General features: G+C 67.6%; 13 protein-coding genes. 7 read left to right on the top strand and 6 right to left on the bottom strand.

Annotation, left to right across the window (positions count from 1 at the left end):
* Positions 1-11: 11 nt before the first annotated feature.
* Positions 12-1,238 carry an MFS transporter gene (locus DAA40_RS13815; RefSeq protein WP_199849794.1) on the top strand — a complete coding sequence of 409 codons (1,227 nt, stop codon included), beginning with the start codon at positions 12-14 and terminating at the stop codon, positions 1,236-1,238.
* 8 nt (positions 1,239-1,246) lie between these two features.
* On the opposite strand, the gene DAA40_RS13810 is transcribed toward DAA40_RS13815, so the two are convergent.
* The 3 genes from DAA40_RS13810 to DAA40_RS13800 all read right to left on the bottom strand — a co-directional run bounded on the left by DAA40_RS13810 (position 1,247) and on the right by DAA40_RS13800 (position 6,044).
* The gene (locus DAA40_RS13810) at positions 1,247-2,734 is read right to left on the bottom strand and encodes a bifunctional phosphatase PAP2/diacylglycerol kinase family protein (RefSeq protein WP_106850324.1); all 1,488 of its coding nucleotides are present in this window, start codon (positions 2,732-2,734) and stop codon (positions 1,247-1,249) included.
* 80 nt (positions 2,735-2,814) lie between these two features.
* Positions 2,815-4,440 carry a long-chain fatty acid--CoA ligase gene (locus DAA40_RS13805; RefSeq protein ID WP_106850323.1) on the bottom strand — a complete coding sequence of 542 codons (1,626 nt, stop codon included), beginning with the start codon at positions 4,438-4,440 and terminating at the stop codon, positions 2,815-2,817.
* Positions 4,441-4,466: 26 nt separating this feature from the next.
* Positions 4,467-6,044, bottom strand: a complete 1,578-nt coding sequence (locus DAA40_RS13800) for a long-chain-fatty-acid--CoA ligase (RefSeq protein ID WP_106850322.1) — start codon at positions 6,042-6,044, stop codon at positions 4,467-4,469.
* An 84-nt stretch (positions 6,045-6,128) separates the two neighbouring features.
* Here DAA40_RS13800 and DAA40_RS13795 point away from each other — a divergent pair, with 84 nt between their 5' ends.
* From DAA40_RS13795 to panC, 3 genes are all read left to right on the top strand, one after another.
* Positions 6,129-6,923: a Rossmann-like and DUF2520 domain-containing protein gene (locus DAA40_RS13795; protein WP_158716449.1), complete on the top strand. Its 795-nt coding sequence runs from the start codon at positions 6,129-6,131 to the stop codon at positions 6,921-6,923.
* Between the two features lie 75 nt (positions 6,924-6,998).
* Entirely contained in the window at positions 6,999-7,853 is an 855-nt protein-coding gene (gene panB, locus DAA40_RS13790) for a 3-methyl-2-oxobutanoate hydroxymethyltransferase (RefSeq protein ID WP_106850320.1), read from the top strand.
* On the top strand, positions 7,850-8,692 hold the full coding sequence (gene panC, locus DAA40_RS13785; protein WP_106850319.1) for a pantoate--beta-alanine ligase: 843 nt from the start codon (positions 7,850-7,852) through the stop codon (positions 8,690-8,692). The genes panB and panC overlap by 4 nt, the downstream gene beginning before the upstream one ends.
* A gap of 84 nt (positions 8,693-8,776) precedes the next feature.
* Here the strand turns inward: panC and DAA40_RS13780 are convergent, their stop codons facing one another.
* The 3 genes from DAA40_RS13780 to DAA40_RS16790 are packed head-to-tail and all read right to left on the bottom strand — an operon-like array spanning position 8,777 to position 12,617.
* Positions 8,777-10,873: an ABC transporter ATP-binding protein gene (locus DAA40_RS13780; RefSeq protein WP_234356388.1), complete on the bottom strand. Its 2,097-nt coding sequence runs from the start codon at positions 10,871-10,873 to the stop codon at positions 8,777-8,779.
* Complete coding sequence (locus tag DAA40_RS13775) at positions 10,870-12,408, bottom strand: ABC transporter ATP-binding protein (RefSeq protein WP_234356387.1); 1,539 nt, start codon at positions 12,406-12,408, stop codon at positions 10,870-10,872. Before DAA40_RS13775 ends, DAA40_RS13780 begins: the two co-directional genes overlap by 4 nt.
* Positions 12,405-12,617, bottom strand: a complete 213-nt coding sequence (locus DAA40_RS16790) for a hypothetical protein (protein WP_234356386.1) — start codon at positions 12,615-12,617, stop codon at positions 12,405-12,407. The genes DAA40_RS13775 and DAA40_RS16790 overlap by 4 nt, the downstream gene beginning before the upstream one ends.
* Positions 12,618-12,946: 329 nt before the next feature.
* Between DAA40_RS16790 and DAA40_RS13770 the strand changes: the two genes are divergently transcribed.
* The 3 genes from DAA40_RS13770 (at position 12,947) to DAA40_RS13760 (ending at position 17,774) form a co-directional block, all read left to right on the top strand.
* On the top strand, positions 12,947-14,206 hold the full coding sequence (locus DAA40_RS13770; RefSeq protein WP_199849793.1) for a hypothetical protein: 1,260 nt from the start codon (positions 12,947-12,949) through the stop codon (positions 14,204-14,206).
* 41 nt (positions 14,207-14,247) lie between these two features.
* On the top strand, positions 14,248-16,155 hold the full coding sequence (locus DAA40_RS13765) for a M3 family metallopeptidase (RefSeq protein ID WP_106850318.1): 1,908 nt from the start codon (positions 14,248-14,250) through the stop codon (positions 16,153-16,155).
* Positions 16,156-16,265: 110 nt separating this feature from the next.
* Positions 16,266-17,774, top strand: coding sequence for an AMP-binding protein (locus DAA40_RS13760; RefSeq protein WP_106850317.1), 1,509 nt, complete (start codon positions 16,266-16,268; stop codon positions 17,772-17,774).
* Positions 17,775-17,786 lie beyond the last annotated feature (12 nt).

Genomic DNA, 17,786 nt, shown 5'->3' with positions numbered 1-17,786 from the left:
AGTCTGGCACGGTGACGTTCGAGGGCTACCGAGCAGGCGACGCCGGGCTGCGTCGCGTCTCGATCGCTCTGTTCGCAGGTTCATTCTCCTCCTTCGGGCTGCTCTACTACCCGCAGCCTCTGCTGCCGGAGTTCTCGCGCACCTTCGGCGTTCCGCCGAGCACGGCCGCGCTATCGATCAGCGTCACGACCATCGCCTTGGGCCTGGCCCTGCTGTTCGCGGGGCAGGTCAGCGAGATCGTGGGCCGGACGCGAATGATGCGCTGGTCGCTGGTGCTGGCCGCGGTGGTCGCGGGACTGACGGCGTTCGTGACCTCCTGGCCATGGATGCTCGCGCTCCGAGCGATCACCGGGTTGATGCTCGCGGGCTTCCCGGCCGTGGCGATGGCCTACCTGCGGGAGGAGGTACACCCCTCCTCGCACGCCCGCGCGACCGGTCTCTACATCGGCGGCACGGCACTGGGCGGGATGGCCGGACGCCTGGTCAGCGGCGGGCTCACCCAGGTAGCCGACTGGCGCTGGGCCATGGGCGGCACGGCGGCGTACGCGCTGATCTGCGCCGCCGTCGTCCTGCTGGTTCTTCCCGAGTCCCGCAACTTCCAGGCCGCGCCACGCGGCGTCCGCGCCTCGGCTGCCGCCTTCCTCGGCGTCCTGCGCGACCCCACGCTGGTCGGTCTCTACCTCGTGGGCGGGATCAGCATGGGCAGCTATGTCGCGCTGTTCAACATCACCGGCTACCGGCTCGAGGCCGCGCCCTACCTGCTGCCGGTCGGTCTGGCCGGGCTGGTCTACCTGGTCAACCCGCTCGGCGCGGCCTCGTCGACCATGGCCGGCCGGTACGCCGAACGCTTCGGACGCCGGGCCGTCGTCCCGATCGGGTTCCTCATCACCATGGCCGGGGTCGGGCTGACGCTGTTGCGGCCACTGTGGGTCTTCGTGGCCGGGCTCGCGGTGGTCACGGTCGGCTTCTTCGTCGTCCACGGCGTCGCCAGCGGGTGGACGGCGGCGCGCGCCTACCTTGGCGGCCGCTCGACCGGCTCGGCGGCGTCGATGTACCTGTTCGGCTACTACCTCGGCTCGTCGGTGCTCGGCACGCTCGCCGGCACCGCGTGGCGGCACGGCGGCTGGACCCTGCTGGCCGAGGGCGTGCTGGTCATGCTGGTGCTCGGCCTCGGGATCTCGCTGCTGCTGCGCCGTACGCCGGTGCTGTCCACCCCGCCCGGCCCGACAGCCGGTTGAGGCACGGCCTACATCTTCGGGTTCTTCGGCTGGAAGACCGTCAGCGCGCGCGGCTTGACCCCGAACCGCAGGACCGGAGCCGGATCATCGACCTCGCCGTCGCGCGAGACCAGCACCTCGGACTCGAGCACCTCGACCTGCATCGAGGAGACCGTCTTGCGTTGGTAGAGCCGCGAGTCGTCGAGGGTGCCGGTGAGGGTCGCCCAGAGCAGCCGTGGGGTGATCGCGCGGCGGTCACTGGCCAGGATCCGCACGTCGAGCTTGCCGTCGGCCATGTTCGGCCGCAGCGCGGGCGCGAAGTCCAGCGGCTGGTACTGCCCGTTGCCGACGGAGAACAGCATCGAGGTCATCGGCCGCCCGTCAATCCGCAGGTGCACCTGCGGTTTCTCCTTGAGCAGCCGATAGGCGGCCACCACCGCGGCTGCGCGCTTGCCGTACCGCGGCTGCAGCCGCTCGCGCCCGGTGACGAACTCGGGATAGGTGCCCACGCTCGCGGTGTTGAGGAAGATCTTGTCGTTGAGCGTCGCGACGTCGACCTTGGTGGCCACGCCGCCCTTGACCGCTTCGATGGCGGTCGCGACGTCCGGCACCCGGATGTCCTTCGCGAAGTGGTTGAAGGTGCCGCCCGGGAAGACCGCCAGCGGCAGGTCGTGTCTCATCGCGACCTCGGCGATCGCGACGACGGTACCGTCACCTCCGCAGACACCGAGCGCCTTGGCACCGTTGCGTACGGCGTCCTCGGCGATCGCGATGAGGTCGACGTCCGGCTCGAGCGTGATGATCTCGGCCTGGGGCAGGCCGTGGCGGATCTCGGCCCCGATCGGCGGCCGGTCCACCCCCGCCTTCTCGTTGACGATGACCGTCAGGCCCTTGCCTTCCGGGAGCCCGCCGATCTCGAACTGGTCGGGCATCTCGTCATCGGTGAGGACGGGCAGCACCGGCGGGACGACCTTGGCTCCAAGCAGCGCCATCCCCGATCCCACGGCGAACCCGGTCAGGACATCGCTCGGGTAATGCGCCCCGGTCGCTACTCGCGAGGTGCCGACGCCCGCGGCCAGAATGCCGAGTGCGGCACCGACCGGGAGGTTCTCCAGCGCGACCGCCGTGCTGAACGCTGCGGCGCTGGCCGAGTGACCCGACGGGAAGGACGACGACGTTGGCATCCGCTTGGCCCGGCGGCGCAGCGGTACTGCCGCGCCGTTCGGCCGGTTGCGCCAGTGCAGCCGCTTGAAGCACTGATTGGTCACCAGACTCGACACCGCGAGGGTGCCGATGGCTCGTCCCGCTGCCCGCTTGGTACGCCGTCCGCCGAAGGCCCGCATCGCCGCGGCCGCCGCCATCCACAGCATCGAGTAGTCGGCGGCACGCGACAGGGCCGGCATGCTCACATCGAGCACTCGGCTGTCTGCGTTGGCGAGCTTGTCGTACACGTCCTCGTCCCAGCGCGCGACCGAGTCAAAGACGCCCGGTCCGAGTGGCTCGAAGTATCTGCTCATGAACAGGAACCTACCCACCGCGCCGCGAGCGCGGCCGCCGAAGCGGGTCTGGCCTGCCTTCGGCGTCCGCCCATGTCGGTCTACGAGCCTGGCAGCGCGTAGTCGGCGTACCGGTCGCGAAGGTCCTTCTTGGAGAACTTGCCGACGCTGGTCTTGGGTACCTCGTCGATGAACTCCAGCGCGTCCGGCACCCACCACTTGGCGATCTGCGGGGCGAGGAAGTCCAGGATCTCCTGCTTCTTCTGGTCGTTCGCCTCGACGCCGTCCTTGAGGACGACGCAGGCCAGCGGGCGCTCGGTCCACTTCGGGTGCGGCACGCCGACGATCGCGGCCTCGCGGACGTCGGGGTGCGCCATCAGGATGTTCTCGACGTCCACCGACGAGATCCACTCACCACCGGACTTCACGAGGTCCTTGGTGCGGTCGACGATCCGGATGACGCCCTCGGAGGTGATCGCGGCTATGTCACCGGTCTTCATCCAGCCGTCCTCGGTCGACAGCGGCTGCTCGCCCTTGAAGTACTCGCGCGCGATCCAGTTGCCCTTCACCTGCAGCTCTCCGGTGGTCTCACCGTCCCACGGCAGCGACTCGCCGGTCGCGAGGTCGGCCACCCTCGCCTGCACGCCGCCGACGATGGTGCCCGCGGTGGCGGCAGCGTCGAGCAGCTCCTCGTCGTTCTTGCCGGCGTCGCGGCGCTGCGGCTTGGCGATCGAGCAGACCGGCGAGGTCTCGGTCATGCCCCAGCCCTGCAGGATCGGGACGTTGATCTTGTCGCGGTAGGCCTTGATGAGCGCCCGGGGTACGGCCGAACCACCGGCAGTGAGCGCGCGAAGCGACTTGAACTCGTAGGTGTCCAGCAGTGGCAAAATCCCCTGCCAGATCGTCGGGACGCCCATGGCGATGGTGATGTCGTCGTCCTGGAGGATTGTGGCGATCGCGTCGGGCGACATGTCGGCGCCTGGGAAGACCATCTCAGCGCCGCACAGCGGAGCGGCGTACGGCAGGCCCCAGGCGTTGGCGTGGAACATCGGCACGATGACCAGCGCACGGTCGGTGTTGTCCACGCCGATCGTCATCGTCGAGGTCATGCCGAAGGCGTGCAGCCATGTCGAGCGGTGCGAGTACATGACCCCCTTGGGGTTGCCGGTCGTGCCCGAGGTGTAGCACATGCCCGACGCGCGGTTCTCGTCCTCGATGTGGAACTGCGCGGGCTCGCGGCCGGCGATCAGCTGCTCGTACTCGATGAAGCGGTCGTCGTCCCTCGGGATCTCCGGGCCGTTGCCGTCGTCGACGACGATGACCCTCTTGACCGTCGGCGACTGCTCCAGGATGGGCAGGAACAGCGGCAGCAGCGAGCGGTCGACGAACACCGCCTCGTCCTCGGCGTGGTTCACGATGTAGACCAGCTGATCTGGGAACAGCCGGATGTTCAGGTTATGCATCACCCGACCGGTGCACGGGATCGCGTAGTACATCTCCAGGTGCTGGTGGTGGTTCCAGCAGAAGGTGCCCACGCGGGCGTCGTCCGACAGGCCCAGGTCGTTCAGCGCCGTGCCCAGCTGGCGAACCCGCTTGGCCCAGTCGCCGTAGGTGTACTCGTTCTGGCTCGGTCCCCGGGTGATGACCGTGTGGTCGGGGAACATCGTCTCGCACCGCTCGAAGATGTCGACGATCGTGAGCGGGGCGACCTGCATGAGTCCATCCATCGGACTCTCCTTTCTCTTCCCCCGGTCTAGGGCCGGGTGTATTGGTCGCGGAGGGCGGGCTTGGTGACCTTGCCGGAGGCGTTGCGGGGCAAGGCTTCCACCAGGTGCACGGCCTTGGGCTGCTTGAACTTCGCGAGCTTGTCGGCGACGTGATCGAGCACCTGCTGCTCGGTGAGCCGCGCGCCAGGGTTTGGCGCCACGACGACCACCGGCACCTCTCCCCACTTCTCGTCGGGCCGGCCGATGACCGCCGCCTCCATGACGTCGGGGTGCGACTGGACGGCGGCCTCGACCTCGGCGCAGTAGATGTTCTCGCCGCCGGAGATCAGCATGTCCTTGAGCCGGTCGACGACGTAGATGAATCCCTCGTCGTCCTCGCGCACCAGATCGCCGGAGTGGAACCAGCCACCGGTGAAGGCGTCGCGGGTGGCCTCCTCGCGGTTCCAGTAGCCGAGCATCATGTTCGGGCCGCGGTAGACGATCTCGCCGACTTCGCCCTTCGCAACGTCCTGCATCGCGGGGTCCACGATGCGCGCCTCCACCCCGGGGATCGGGCGACCAACCGAGCCGATCTTGCGGATGGCGTCCTTGGCCTCGAGCGAGCAGGTCACCGGCGACATCTCGGTCTGGCCGAAGACCGCGATGTTCTCCACGCCCGGGAAGGTGCGCTCCATCGCCTCGAGGATCCCCTTAGTCGTCGGAGCCGCACCCCACGAGATCCGCCGCAGCGAGGTGATCGGCGGATCGAGCGGCGGCAACGAGCAGACCGCCTGCCACTGCGTCGGCACCAGGAAGCACTGCGTGATGCCCTCGTCGCGGATCAGCTCCATCGTCGCCTGCGGGTCGAACGCGCCGAGTCGCTGGATGACGGTGTGCCCGCCGACCCGGAAGTTCGGCAGCAGTCCCCCGATCCCGGCGATGTGGAACAGCGGGACGCCGCACAGGTTGATCTCGTCCTCGCCAGAGATCTTGAAGATCGACATGACGTTGTGGGTCTGCGCGAGCAGGTTGGTGTAGCTGAGCATCGCGCCCTTGGGCAGCCCGGTGGTGCCCGAGGTGTACATGATCGCGCAGAGCTCCTGCTCCTCCACGTGCACGTAGTCGTGTTCGCCGCTGCCGGTCTCGAGGAACTCGGTGAAGTCCCGCGCGCCGCTGTCGCTGTCGCCGACGACGAGGTGGGCACTGAGCTGCTGACGGGCGACTTCCTCGAGCTTGTCGAACATGCCGTCGATGACCAGCGCCTTGGCGCCCGAGTCGGTGATCAGGTAGGTCAGCTCGGATGGCGCGAGACGGAAGTTCATCGGCACGATCACCGCGCCCAGTCGCCAGGCGGCCCAGAAGGTGATGATGTGCTCGAGGTGGTTCATGCAGACGGTCGCGACCCGGTCGCCGCGCTCGATGCCGGCTTCGCGCAGCGCGTTAGCGAGCTTGGTGACCTTGGTGTCGAGCTGGCCGTAGGTGAGGGTGTCCTCGCCGCACTTCATGGCCAGCTTGTCCGGCTGCTTCTGCGCCAGCCGGGTCAGGTGGGCGCTGAAGCACCACGACCTGGCCTGCTGGATGTCGGGGGTCTCGGCGACCGATCCGGGATAGAGGGGCTGCGTCACGCGTGTCTCCTGTCACAGGGTGTCTGCTCTGACGATATGTGAACGTGACTGGGGTGTCATGTGCCACCTGACAGACTCAAGGGCGTGGACATCGTGATCCTGGGCCGCGGCCGTGTGGGGACGGCGCTCGGCACCGCACTGGATGCCGCAGACATCGATGCGCGGCTCACCTCCGGCAGAACCATCCCGCCGCCGGCCGATCTCGTCGTGCTTTGCGTGCCGGACGACGCCATCGCCCAGACCGCCACGCGGCTCGCCGACGAGGTGCTGCCCGCAACAGCGTTCGTGCACTGCTCCGGCGCGCTCGATCTCACCCCTTTGCAGCCACTGGCGGAAGCCGGGCATCAGGTCGGCGCCTGGCACCCGCTGCAGGCCTTCGCCACCGTCGGTACGCCGCTGCAGAGCGGCATCACCTGGGGGATCACCGCCGACGAGCCACTGCGGACGGCGCTCGTCGAGCTCACCCACCGACTCGGTGGTAAGCCGCTGCCGCTCGCGGCATCCGATCGCACTCGGTATCACGCGGCCGCCGTCCTGGCAGCCAACTACTCGGTCACCCTGATCGCGCATGCCGCCGGGCTGCTCGCCGAGTGCGGCCTCGACCGCGACGAGGCGTTGTCGGCACTGCTGCCGCTCATGCGCAGCACCCTCGACGGGCTCGCCACCAACGGGCTGCCGCACGGGCTGACCGGCCCGGCGGTCCGCGGCGATGTCGGGACGATCGAGCGTCACCTCGCCGCTCTCGGCAGCGGCGCCACGGCGGACCTGTACCGCGCCGCAGGCCTGGCCACCCTCGGACTGGTGGCCGAGCGAGGACTCGACCCCGACCGAATCGGTGCCCTCAAGGCGTTGCTCACACAACCCCCACCGGATCAATAGCAGCACTTACGCTCTACGGAATTCGCCGAGCATCGAGCCCCCGATAGACCACCCGGACCCATCCCCGGAGGAGCCATGGCCCGCCGTACCTCGATCGCCGATATTGCACGCATGCACGCCGAAGACCGGCGCATCACGATGATCACTGCCTACGACTACACCTCGGCCGCGCTCGTCGAGCGCAGCGGCATCGACATGATCCTGGTCGGCGACTCCCTCGGGATGGTGATGCAGGGTCGCGACTCGACGCTGCCGGTGACGGTCGACGACATCATCTACCACACGAAGATGGTGATGCGCGGCGCTCAGCGGCCCCTGGTGATCTCTGATCTGCCGTTCATGGCGTACGCCGAGACCTCCGACGCGCTGCGCAACGCCGGCCGGTTGATGGCCGAGGCCGGCTGCCAGTCCGTGAAGCTCGAGGGCGGCGCCTCCCGAGTAGCGACGATCAAGGCGCTGATCGCCGAGGGCGTGCCCGTCATGGGGCATCTCGGGTTCACGCCGCAGTCGGTGAACACGATCGGCATGAAGGTGCAGGCCCGCGAGGCGGACGCCGCCGCACAGCTGATGCGCGACGCGCTCGCGCTGCAGGAGGCCGGCTGCTGGGCCGTCGTCTTCGAGCTGATCCCCGCGCCGCTCGCGAAGGCGATCACCGAGCGGCTCGACGTCCCCACCATCGGCATCGGCGCCGGACCAGACACCAGCGGCCAGGTGCAGGTGTGGCACGACCTTCTCGGGCTCTACGAGGACTTCGTCCCGCGGCACACGCGTCGCTATCGCACACTCGCGGACGAGGCGCTCGGCGGGCTCGATGAGTACGCGGCCGACGTCCGCTCCGGCGCCTTCCCCACCGACGCGAACAGCTCGAAGATGGACGACGACGTCCTCGCAGCAGCGCTGGCCGCGATCGACGACGAGGCGGGCCGATGAGGGTCGTGACCACCCGCGAGGAGCTGCGGGCCGCCCGCGCCGAGCTCGATGTCGTCGGTCTCGTGCCGACGATGGGCTACCTGCACGACGGGCACCTGTCGCTGGTCCGCCGGGCCAAGAAGGAGTGCGGCGCCGCAATCGCGACGATCTTCGTGAACCCGCTGCAGTTCGGTCCGAAGGAGGACCTCGGCTCGTATCCGCGCGACCGCGAGCGAGACCTGGCGCTGCTCGAAGAGACCGGCTGCGACGTAGTGTGGACGCCGTCCGACACCGACGTGTATCCGCCCGGCTTCGACACCTACGTGGACGTCGAGGGCATCACCGACGGGCTCGAAGGTGCGCATCGTCCGGGCCACTTCCGCGGCGTCAGCACGGTGCTGTCGGTGATCTTCAACGTCGTCCAGCCCACCCGCGCGTACTTCGGGCAGAAGGATGCGCAGCAGGTGGTGGTGGTCAAGAAGATGGTGGGCGACCTCGGCATGCCGCTGGAGGTCATCGCCTCCCCCACGATCCGCGAGCCGGACGGGCTGGCGATGAGCAGCCGCAACAGCTATCTCGACCCGACCGAGCGGGAGCGGGCCGTGGTGCTGCGCCGGGCGCTCGACGCGGTCGAGAAGGCCTGGCAGGACGGCGAGACCCACGGCGCGTTGCTGCGGTCGGCGATGATGCAGGTGCTGGACGCCGAGCCACTCGCCGAGCCGGACTACGTCAGCATCGCGCACCCCGACACCCTCGAGGAGCTCGACCACGTCGACCCCGCGGTCGGCGCACTGGCCTCGCTCGCCGTCCGGCTGGGCAAGCCGCGGCTGCTCGACAACGTCGTCCTCCCGCCCCGCTGATTTCGTTCTGCGGGGCAGTGGAGCACGCTAACGAGTGGTTATCGTGCTCCACTGCCCCGCAGGTCGGGCTCAGGCGTTGGGTGGCTACTCGGCGGCGACGGCGGCGGTGAACTGCGCGTTGTACAGCCGCCAGTAGGCGCCATGCTGCTCCAGCAGCGCATCGTGCGTGCCCTGCTCGACGATGGCGCCGTCCTCCATGACCAGGATCAGGTCGGCGTCGCGGATCGTCGAGAGGCGGTGCGCGATGACGAACGACGTCCGGTCGCTGCGCAGCGCCGACATCGCCTTCTGCACCAGCAGCTCCGTGCGGGTGTCCACCGAGGACGTCGCCTCGTCCAGGATCAGCAGGGAGGGCTGACTGATGAACGCCCGCGCGATGGTGATCAGCTGCTTCTCGCCCGCGGAGACGTTCGAGGCCTCCTCATCGATGACGGTGTCGTAACCGTCAGGCAGCGAGTGCACGAACCGGTCGACGTAGGTCGCGCGGGCTGCGGCCAGGATCTCCTCCTCGGACGCCGACGGCTTGCCGTACGCGATGTTGTCGCGGATCGTGCCGCCGAACAGCCACGAGTCCTGCAGCACCATCCCGATCCGCTCGCGAAGCTGCTGACGTGGCAGCTCGGCGATGTCGACGCCATCGAGGGTGATGCGGCCAGCATCCAGCTCGTAGAAGCGCATGATCAGGTTGACCAGCGTCGTCTTGCCCGCACCCGTGGGCCCCACGATGGCGACGGTCTGCCCGGGCTCGGCGATCAGCGACAGGTCGGTGATCAGCGGCTGGTCCTTCTTGTACGAGAAGGAGATGTGCTCGAACTCGACGCGGCCCGGGCCCGGCTCGTCGAGGTTCTCGGCGGGTTCGGGGGATTCCTCGGCAGCGTCCATCAGCGAGAACACCCGCTCGGCGCTCGCCACACCGGACTGCAGCAGGTTGGCCATCGACGCGACCTGGGTCAGCGGCTGGGTGAAGCGCTGAGAGTACTGGATGAAGGCCTGCACCTCGCCGAGCGTCATCGCGCCCGAGGTGATCCGGAGTCCACCTATGACGGCGATCGCGACGTAGTTCAGGTTCCCGATGAAGAACATGATCGGCATGATCATGCCGCTGATGAACTGCGCCCCGAAGGCCGCCTCGTAGAGCTTCTCGTTCGTCCTCGCGAACTCGGCTGAGACCTCCTTCTGCCGGCCGAACACCTTTACGAGCTCATGTCCGGTGAAGGCCTCCTCGATCTGGCCGTTGAGCTCGCCGGTGTGCGTCCACTGCGCGATGAACTTCTTCTGCGAGCGCTTGCCGATCAGCGCCGTGACCAGGCCGCTGAGCGGGATCGTGACCAGCGCGATCAAGGCGAGCAGCGGAGAGATCACGAACATCATAACGACCACGCCGATTACCGTCAGCAGCGCGGTCAGCAGCTGGCTGAGGGTCTGGGTGAGGGTCTGCGCGATGTTGTCGATGTCGTTGGTGACGCGGCTGAGGATCTCGCCGCGCGGACGCCGGTCGAAGTACGCGAGCGGCAGCCGGTGCAGCTTGCGCTCCACGGTCTGACGCATGCGGCGCACGGTGCTCTGGACGACGTCGTTGAGCAGGAAGCCGGTCAGCCACTGGAACGCCGAGGACAGGACGTACAGCACCAGCACCACCAGCAGCGTGCGTCCGAGATGGTCGAAGTCGATCCCGCGGCCGGGCACGAACGGCATCGTCGAGAGCATGTCCGCCATCCGATCGTCACCGGAGGCGCGCAGCCCGTCGAGCACCTGCTGACGAGTCCCCCCGCCGGGCAGCTGGCTGCCGATCGATCCGCCGAAGATGATGTCCATCGCGCGGCCAAGGATCAGCGGCGCGACCACCGAGAGCACGACCGCGATCACGGCGAGCACGACGACCGCCAGCGCCTTGAGCCGTTCTGGTATGAGCCAGCCCAGGAGGCGCCTGGTCGAGGGCCAGAAGTTCAACGACTTCTCGACCGGGCGCCCCATCATCGCGTGCGGCGGCCCGCCCTGGTTGCGACTCGCCTCGGGCAGTCGCTCAGGACCGTCCTGCTCGTCGACCTCGGTCGCCGCCGCCACGCCGCCCGGTACGGCTCCACCGGGGACCGCAGCCTCGGTCGGCACGGCGACCTCCGGCGGACTCGCACCGGCGATTGGGTTGTCGGCCACCGGGCGCTTGGGGTCGCGGCGCATCATGACACCTCCGCCGCGGCCTGCGACTCGACGATCTCGGCGTACGTCTGGCAGTGCTCGAGCAGCTCGCGGTGCGTGCCGCGACCGACGATCGCGCCGTCCTCGAGGACGATGATCTGATCGGCGTCCACGATCGTCGACACCCGTTGCGCGACGACGATCATCACCGCGTCGCGGGTTACCGGCTCGAGCGCGGCGCGCAGCCGCGCGTCGGTCCCGAGGTCGAGGGCCGAGAAGGAGTCGTCGAAGAGATAGATCTCGGGCTTGCTGACCAGGGCACGGGCGATCGACAGCCGCTGACGCTGCCCACCCGACACGTTGGTGCCGCCCTGCGCGATCGCGGCGTCGAGGCCACCGAGATCGGCGACGAAGTCCGCCGCCTGGGCGATCCGCAATGCCTCCCAGAGATCGTCGTCGGTGGCGGCCGGGTTGCCGTAGCGCAGGTTGCTCGCCACGGTGCCGCTGAAGAGGTAGGGCCGCTGCGGCACCAGGCCGATGCCGCGCCACAGCAGCTGTGGGTCGAGCCGGCGGACATCGACGTCGTGGATGCGCACCGCGCCATCGGTGACGTCGACCAGCCGTGGGATCAGGTTCAGCAGCGTGGTCTTGCCGGAGCCGGTGGAGCCGATGATGGCCGTCGTCCGGCCCGGTTCGGCGGTGAAGGTGATGTCCCGCAGCACCGGCTGATCGGCGCCGGGGAAGGTGAACTCGACGTGGTCGAAGGCCACGGTCGCCGGCCCGGCGACCTCGGTCACCGGGTTCTCCGGCGGCACGACCGAGGAGTATGTGTCGAGGACCTCGACGATGCGCTCGGCGCTGACCGACGCCCGCGGCACCATCATCATCATGAAGCTGGCCATCATGACCGCCATGAGGATCTGCATCAAGTAGGCCAGGAAGGCGGTCAACGAGCCGACCTGCATCTCGCCGTTCTCGACCCGCTGACCTCCGAACCACAGCACCGCGACGCTCGAGACGTTGAGCACGAGCATCACGGTCGGGAACAGCGTCATCATGTAGCGGCCCGCGGAGATCGCGACCGCAGTGAGCCGGGCGTTGGAGTCCTCGAACCGCGCGGTCTCGTGCTGCTCACGCACGAATGCGCGAACCACCCGGATGCCGGTGATCTGCTCCCGCAGTACGCCGTTCACCTCGTCGATCAGCAGCTGGTTCTGGCGGAACAGCGGCACCATGCGCCGGATGATCAGAGTGACCGCAACCGCGAGCGCCGGGACGCTGACGGCCATCAGCCACGACAGCCCCACGTCCTGCTGCAGCGCCATGACGATGCCGCCGACCGCCATGATCGGCGCGCTGATCATCATCCCCAGCGTCATCACGACCAGCATCTGCACCTGCTGGACGTCGTTCGTCGTCCGGGTGATCAGCGAGGGCGCGCCGAACTGGCCGACCTCGCGCGCCGAGAACTCACCGACGCGCTCGAAGACCGAGGCACGGACGTCACGACCGAAGCCCATCGCGGCCCTCGCCGCGAGGTAGGTGGCGGCGATGGAGCAGGTGATGCTGAGCGCGGTCACGACGAGCATCCAGAAGCCGATCGAGAGAATGTAAAGCCGATCGAGAGAATGTAGTCGTTGTCGCCAACGGCCACGCCCTTGTCGATGATGTCGGCGTTCAGGCTCGGCAGATAGAGGTTGGCAATGGTGCCGGCCAGCTGCAGCGCGACGATCCCCGCGATCAGAGCGGCGTACGGTCGCAGATGCCCGCGCAGCAGACGAAGCAGCATGAAGGCCTCCTAGGTGACCCCCAGGAGGTTACGCCGGTCGTCGAGCCGAAACCGAGGGCGGCTCGCGCGCTGCGGCACCGCCCCCGACCTGTCACGAATGCGCCCAGGTTCAAGGAATTCTGTAGAACATCATCTATGTTCGAGTCATGTCTGCGAAATCCTGGCATGAGGCACGCCTCATCCCGACGTCCGGAATCGGTAAGGGTCGAGAACAGGAACGGCGTGCGACGTCTGCCCTCTTGGCCGTGATGGGCGTCGTACGGGATTTCGGGCAATCGATCTGCCGACCCCTAGGAGCGCCAGCGGGTCCGCTGGAGACGTACATTGAAGTGCCGTTCACCTTGAACGGCAAAGAATTGAGACCCGACGGACTTATTCGCGTGACCCGCGGTTCCCGAACTTGGACTGCTCTAGTCGAGGTCAAGACCGATAAGAACGAGCTCTCATTGGAGCAGGTCGACAACTACATCTCAATCGCACTCCAGGAGGGCTATGACGCCGTCCTCACGATCTCGAACCAGGTTCCACCACTGCCCGGCACCCATCCGACGCCCGTCGATCGCCGCCGCCTTCGAAGAGTGCAACTCGCGCACTTATCCTGGTCCGAAGTACTAACGACCGCGGTGATCCAGAAGGAGCACCGCGGTGTTTCAGATCCTGAGCAGGCGTGGATCCTCGGTGAACTGATCCGTTACCTGGAGTACGACGGGTCGGGCGCGCTCGAATTCACCGATATGGGCAGCCACTGGACATCTGTGCGCTCCGGAGTTTGCAACAACACTGTTCGCATTGGGGATCCAGGCGCCCGAGAAGTCGCACAGCGATGGGACGCACTAGTGCGGTTCGTTTCCCTCCAACTTGGTCGACGTTTGGGATCCGAAGTGACCCAAGTACTCTCCCGCGCCGAAACAAGGGATCCTGCCATCAGATCCGACACAGTACTTAAAGAACTAGTCGAGGACGGCCGTCTCAGCGGAGAGATTCGCATACCAGACGCGCACAGCACAATTGCTATGGTCGCAGACCTGCGGTCTTCACTCCTGACCTGCTCAACTGTGGTCGACGCGAGCGACAGCGCGCGACAGCGGACTCGCGTGATGCGGCTCACTAAACAGTTGGCCGGTATTGAATTCGATCTCGACGTGGCTGCACTTGTCAAGAACAGCCGCACACCACCACCGGTGGTACGACTCGCCGCTCTCGTTGAGAATCCTGACGCTCTCGTGCCCGACGCCGGGAGGGAGATTCGTGGATTCCGTCTCTCTCGAGGTGTCGCACTGAGCACAAACAAGAGCGGAACTGGCGGATTCGTTAATTCGGTCCAGAAGGGGGTCGAGAACTTCTACGACGAAGTCTTGAGCAGGCTTAAGATTGCCAAGACGACTCCCCCACGGACCCGTTCGCTGCCAGAGGCCGACAAGTCCCCGTCAAAGCTCTCCAGCACAGACCTCTCATCGCAGGATGAGCCGGACGAGTCATCGCAGTATGACCCGAACGAGCACACAGCGCCCTCGCCTCCCACGGCACCGCCCACATCGCCGCTCTCCGGGAGAGACCCCTCGGGCAGCAGGATTTCTCAACTCGGGTAGATGCATCAACGCTTTCGTTGGCCGGTCTATAGCCTCAACATATGACCCTTCAGCTACCGCCGATCGAGACTGCCCATGCCTGGATCAGCGAGCGGGGCGAGCAGGCGCTCGCCACCGGCCGCGAGATCGTCGCGCAGATCAAGCAGCTGGCCGACCCCGACGCCCTCGACGTGCTGCATCGGTGGAACGACCTCGGCGTCGCGGTCGGTGGCGTCGGCTCGATCGCCAGCAGCTTCAGCCAGCTGCACACCTCGCAGCAGGCCCGCGAGTCCGCTGACCAGGTCAGCCAGGAGATCTCCCGGTTCTATACCGAGATCGGTCTGGACCGCGACCTCTACGAGGTGTTCGCGAGCCTGAGCGAGGAAGGGCTGGACGACGAGGCCCGCCGGCTGCTGAGCAAGGTCCGCCAGGACTTCACCCGCTCCGGCGTCGACCAGGACGAGCAGACCCGCGAGCGCCTCAAGGCGATCAACGAGCGCACCGTCGTCATCAGCCAGGAGCTGAGCAAGAACCTGCGCAGCGACGTCCGCTCGATCAAGGTCGACCCGGCCAGCCTCGACGGCCTTCCAGAGGACTGGATCGAGGCGCACCCGGCCGGTGACGACGGCAAGGTCACCGTCACCACCGACTACCCCGACGTCATCCCCTTCAGCACCTTCAGCACCGACGCCGCAGCCCGCCGCGAGCTCCGGGTGGAGTTCCTGAACCGCGGCTGGCCGGTCAACGACGACCTGCAGAAGGAGCTCTTCGCGCTGCGCGCGGAGTACGCCGGGCTGCTCGGCTACGACTCCTGGGCCGACTACAACGCCGAGACCAAGATGATCGGTGACGGCGCGGCGATCATCGAGTTCATCGACAAGATCAGCGCCGCCGCCGAGGAATCGGGCAAGCGCGACCGCGACATCGTCCTCGCCCGCCTGCAGCAGGACCGCCCTGACGCGACGACGATCGACGCCGCCGACCTCTCCTACTACTCCGAGCTGGTGCGCAAGGAGCAGCTGGACGTCGACGCGCAGCAGGTGCGTCAGTACTTCGACTTCGCCAAGGTCCGCACCGGCCTGCTGGAGGTGACCGGGCGGCTGTTCGGGTTGCGCTACGAGCCGGTGGACGCCGGCATGTGGGACCCCGACATCGCGTCGTACGACGTCTACCTGACCGACAGCGGCGAGCACATCGGCCGCATCCATCTGGACCTGCACCCGCGCGAGGGCAAATTCAAGCACGCCGCGCAGTTCAGCCTCGTCAGCGGCCTCACCGACCGCCAGCTGCCCGAGGGCATCCTGGGCTGCAACTTCAGCCGCGGTTTGATGGAGCACTCGGACGTCACCACACTGTTCCACGAGTTCGGGCACCTCGTGCACCACATCGTGGCCGGGCGGCAGACCTGGAAGCGATTCTCCGGCGTGGCCACCGAGTGGGACTTCGTCGAGGCCCCCAGCCAGATGCTCGAGGAGTGGGCGTGGGACGCCGACGTTCTGCAGACCTTCGCCACGAACGCCGCCGGTGAGCCGATTCCGCGGGAGCTGGTGGAGGCGATGCGCAGGGCAGACGACTTCGGCAAGGGCTACTTCGCGCGGACCCAGATGTTCTACGCGGCACTCTCCTACTGGTTCCACATCCAGCGGTACGACGACCTCACGGCGCGGCTGAAGGAGCTCCAGCAGCAGTACAGTCTCTTCCCGTACATCGAGGGGACCCATTTCCACACCTCATTCGGGCATCTGGACGGCTACTCGAGCGGCTACTACACCTACATGTGGTCGCTGGTCATCGCCAAGGACATGTTCAGCGCGTTCGATCGCGACGACATGCTTAACGAGGCGATCGCTCGCCGGTATCGCGACAACGTGCTGGCGCCGGGTGGCTCGCAGGACGCCGCCGACCTGGTCGAGCGGTTCCTCGGACGGCCCTATTCCTTCGACGCCTTCGCCGCCTGGCTCGCCGAGTGACGCCCTAACAGCCTCTACCCATCGCGAGGTGGCTACCACCTGGCGAGCACGATGCGGCCCGGCCTATCGTTGGGGACACTCCGACTTCAAGCAAGCAGGGCGGTCAATCGGTGTTCGATGCTGTTTCCCCTTTCCGTCTGCTCGAGCGCTGGTCGCACCTGCCCACCCGCAGGTTCGCCAGTTACGAGAGCCCGGCAGGTCTGGTCAAGCAGGTCACCTACCAGCAGCAGATGGACCGGTCGCTGCGGGCGGCCGCCGTCCTGCGGCAACTGGGTGTGCACCGCGGCGACCGGGTCCACGTCCACCTGCCGAACTGCCCCGAATTCCTCGACCTGTGGCTGGGCGCCAACGCCATCGGCGCGGTCCTCGTGCCGACCAACCCGCTGTCCACCGCCGCGGAGCTGCAGCACCTCGTCAGCGACTCGGGGGCGAGCGCGAGCATCGCGGACGACGACCTGATCGACACGGTGAAGGAGGCGATCGCGCCCGGCATCCGGGTGCTTACCCGCTCGCAACTGGCCGAGCAGGCCGAGAAGGCGGCGCCGACCCACCCCACCCCGGCGCTGGGCAGCGACCTGGCGGCGATCCTCTACACCTCCGGCACGACCAGCCTGCCCAAGGGCGTGATGATCACCAACGCCAACTACGTGAGCGTCGGAACCGCCTGCGCCGAGCACTTCAGCGTGGGACCCGACGACCGGTGGCTGATCGTATTGCCGTTCTTCCACGCCAACGCGCAGTACTACTGCACGATGTCCGCGCTGTACGTCGGTGCCTCGATCGCGGTGATGCCGACGTTCAGCGCCTCGAAGTACGGTGCGCAGGCACGACGGCACGACGCGACCCTGGCCTCGCTGTTCGGCGCCCCGATCCGGATGATCCTCGCCCAGCCAGAGAGCCGGCACGACAAGTACTCACGGCTGCGCACCACGATGTTCGCCCAGGCGATCACCGGCGAGCAGGCGGCGGAGTTCGAGCGACGATTCAACACCCGGCTCGTGCACGGCTACGGAATGACCGAGACGGTGCTGCCACCGACCATCAACCCGGTGAGCGCGCAACGGCGTCCGGACTCGATGGGACGCGAGCTACCCGGCGTCCGGCTGCGGATCGTCGACGAGCACGGCAACGAGGCCGCCGCCGGCGAGCCGGGCGAGCTGCAGGTCGCGGGCCGCCCCGGCCAGAACATCGCGCAGGGCTACTGGAAGACCCCCGACGCCACCGCCGAGACCTTCGGCGGCGGGTGGCTGCGCACCGGCGACGTCGTACGCCGGCACGCCGACGGCTTCTACTACTTCGTCGATCGCACCAAGGACATGATCAAGCGGGCGGGTGAGAACGTTGCCGCTGGCGAGGTCGAGCGGGTGGTCAACGCGCACCCGAGCGTCTTCGAGTGCGCGGCGGTCGGCGCTCCGGACGAGATGCGCGACGAGATGATCGTGGTCTACGTCGTGGTCGCGGCCGACCATCATTTCGACGGCGAGGCGCTCGAGAGCTGGTGCCAGGAGCGGCTGGCGCGCTTCAAGGTACCCAGCCGGTTCGTGCAGGCCGCCGAGCGGCCCCGCCCCTCGGTGGGCAAGACCCGCAAGACGGTGCTGCGCGGGCTGGCCGTCGAGTGACCCCGGCCTACT

Origin of the sequence: Blastococcus sp. Marseille-P5729 (genome assembly GCF_900292035.1) — a bacterium.
Classification (GTDB): domain Bacteria; phylum Actinomycetota; class Actinomycetes; order Mycobacteriales; family Antricoccaceae; genus Cumulibacter.
The sequence above is the reverse complement of the archived record's forward strand: the minus strand, read 5'-3'. Positions and strand labels throughout refer to the sequence as shown.

What these genes read in the sequence shown, in the direction of transcription:
- DAA40_RS13810 (WP_106850324.1), bottom strand. Translation starts at nt 2,734, where the DNA reads ATGAGCAGATACTTCGAGCCACTCGGACCGGGCGTCTTTGACTCGGTC.
- panB (WP_106850320.1), top strand. Translation starts at nt 6,999, where the DNA reads ATGGCCCGCCGTACCTCGATCGCCGATATTGCACGCATGCACGCCGAA.
- DAA40_RS16790 (WP_234356386.1), bottom strand. Translation starts at nt 12,617, where the DNA reads ATGCTGCTTCGTCTGCTGCGCGGGCATCTGCGACCGTACGCCGCTCTG.
- DAA40_RS13805 (WP_106850323.1), bottom strand. Translation starts at nt 4,440, where the DNA reads ATGGATGGACTCATGCAGGTCGCCCCGCTCACGATCGTCGACATCTTC.
- DAA40_RS13765 (WP_106850318.1), top strand. Translation starts at nt 14,248, where the DNA reads ATGACCCTTCAGCTACCGCCGATCGAGACTGCCCATGCCTGGATCAGC.
- panC (WP_106850319.1), top strand. Translation starts at nt 7,850, where the DNA reads ATGAGGGTCGTGACCACCCGCGAGGAGCTGCGGGCCGCCCGCGCCGAG.
- DAA40_RS13780 (WP_234356388.1), bottom strand. Translation starts at nt 10,873, where the DNA reads ATGATGCGCCGCGACCCCAAGCGCCCGGTGGCCGACAACCCAATCGCC.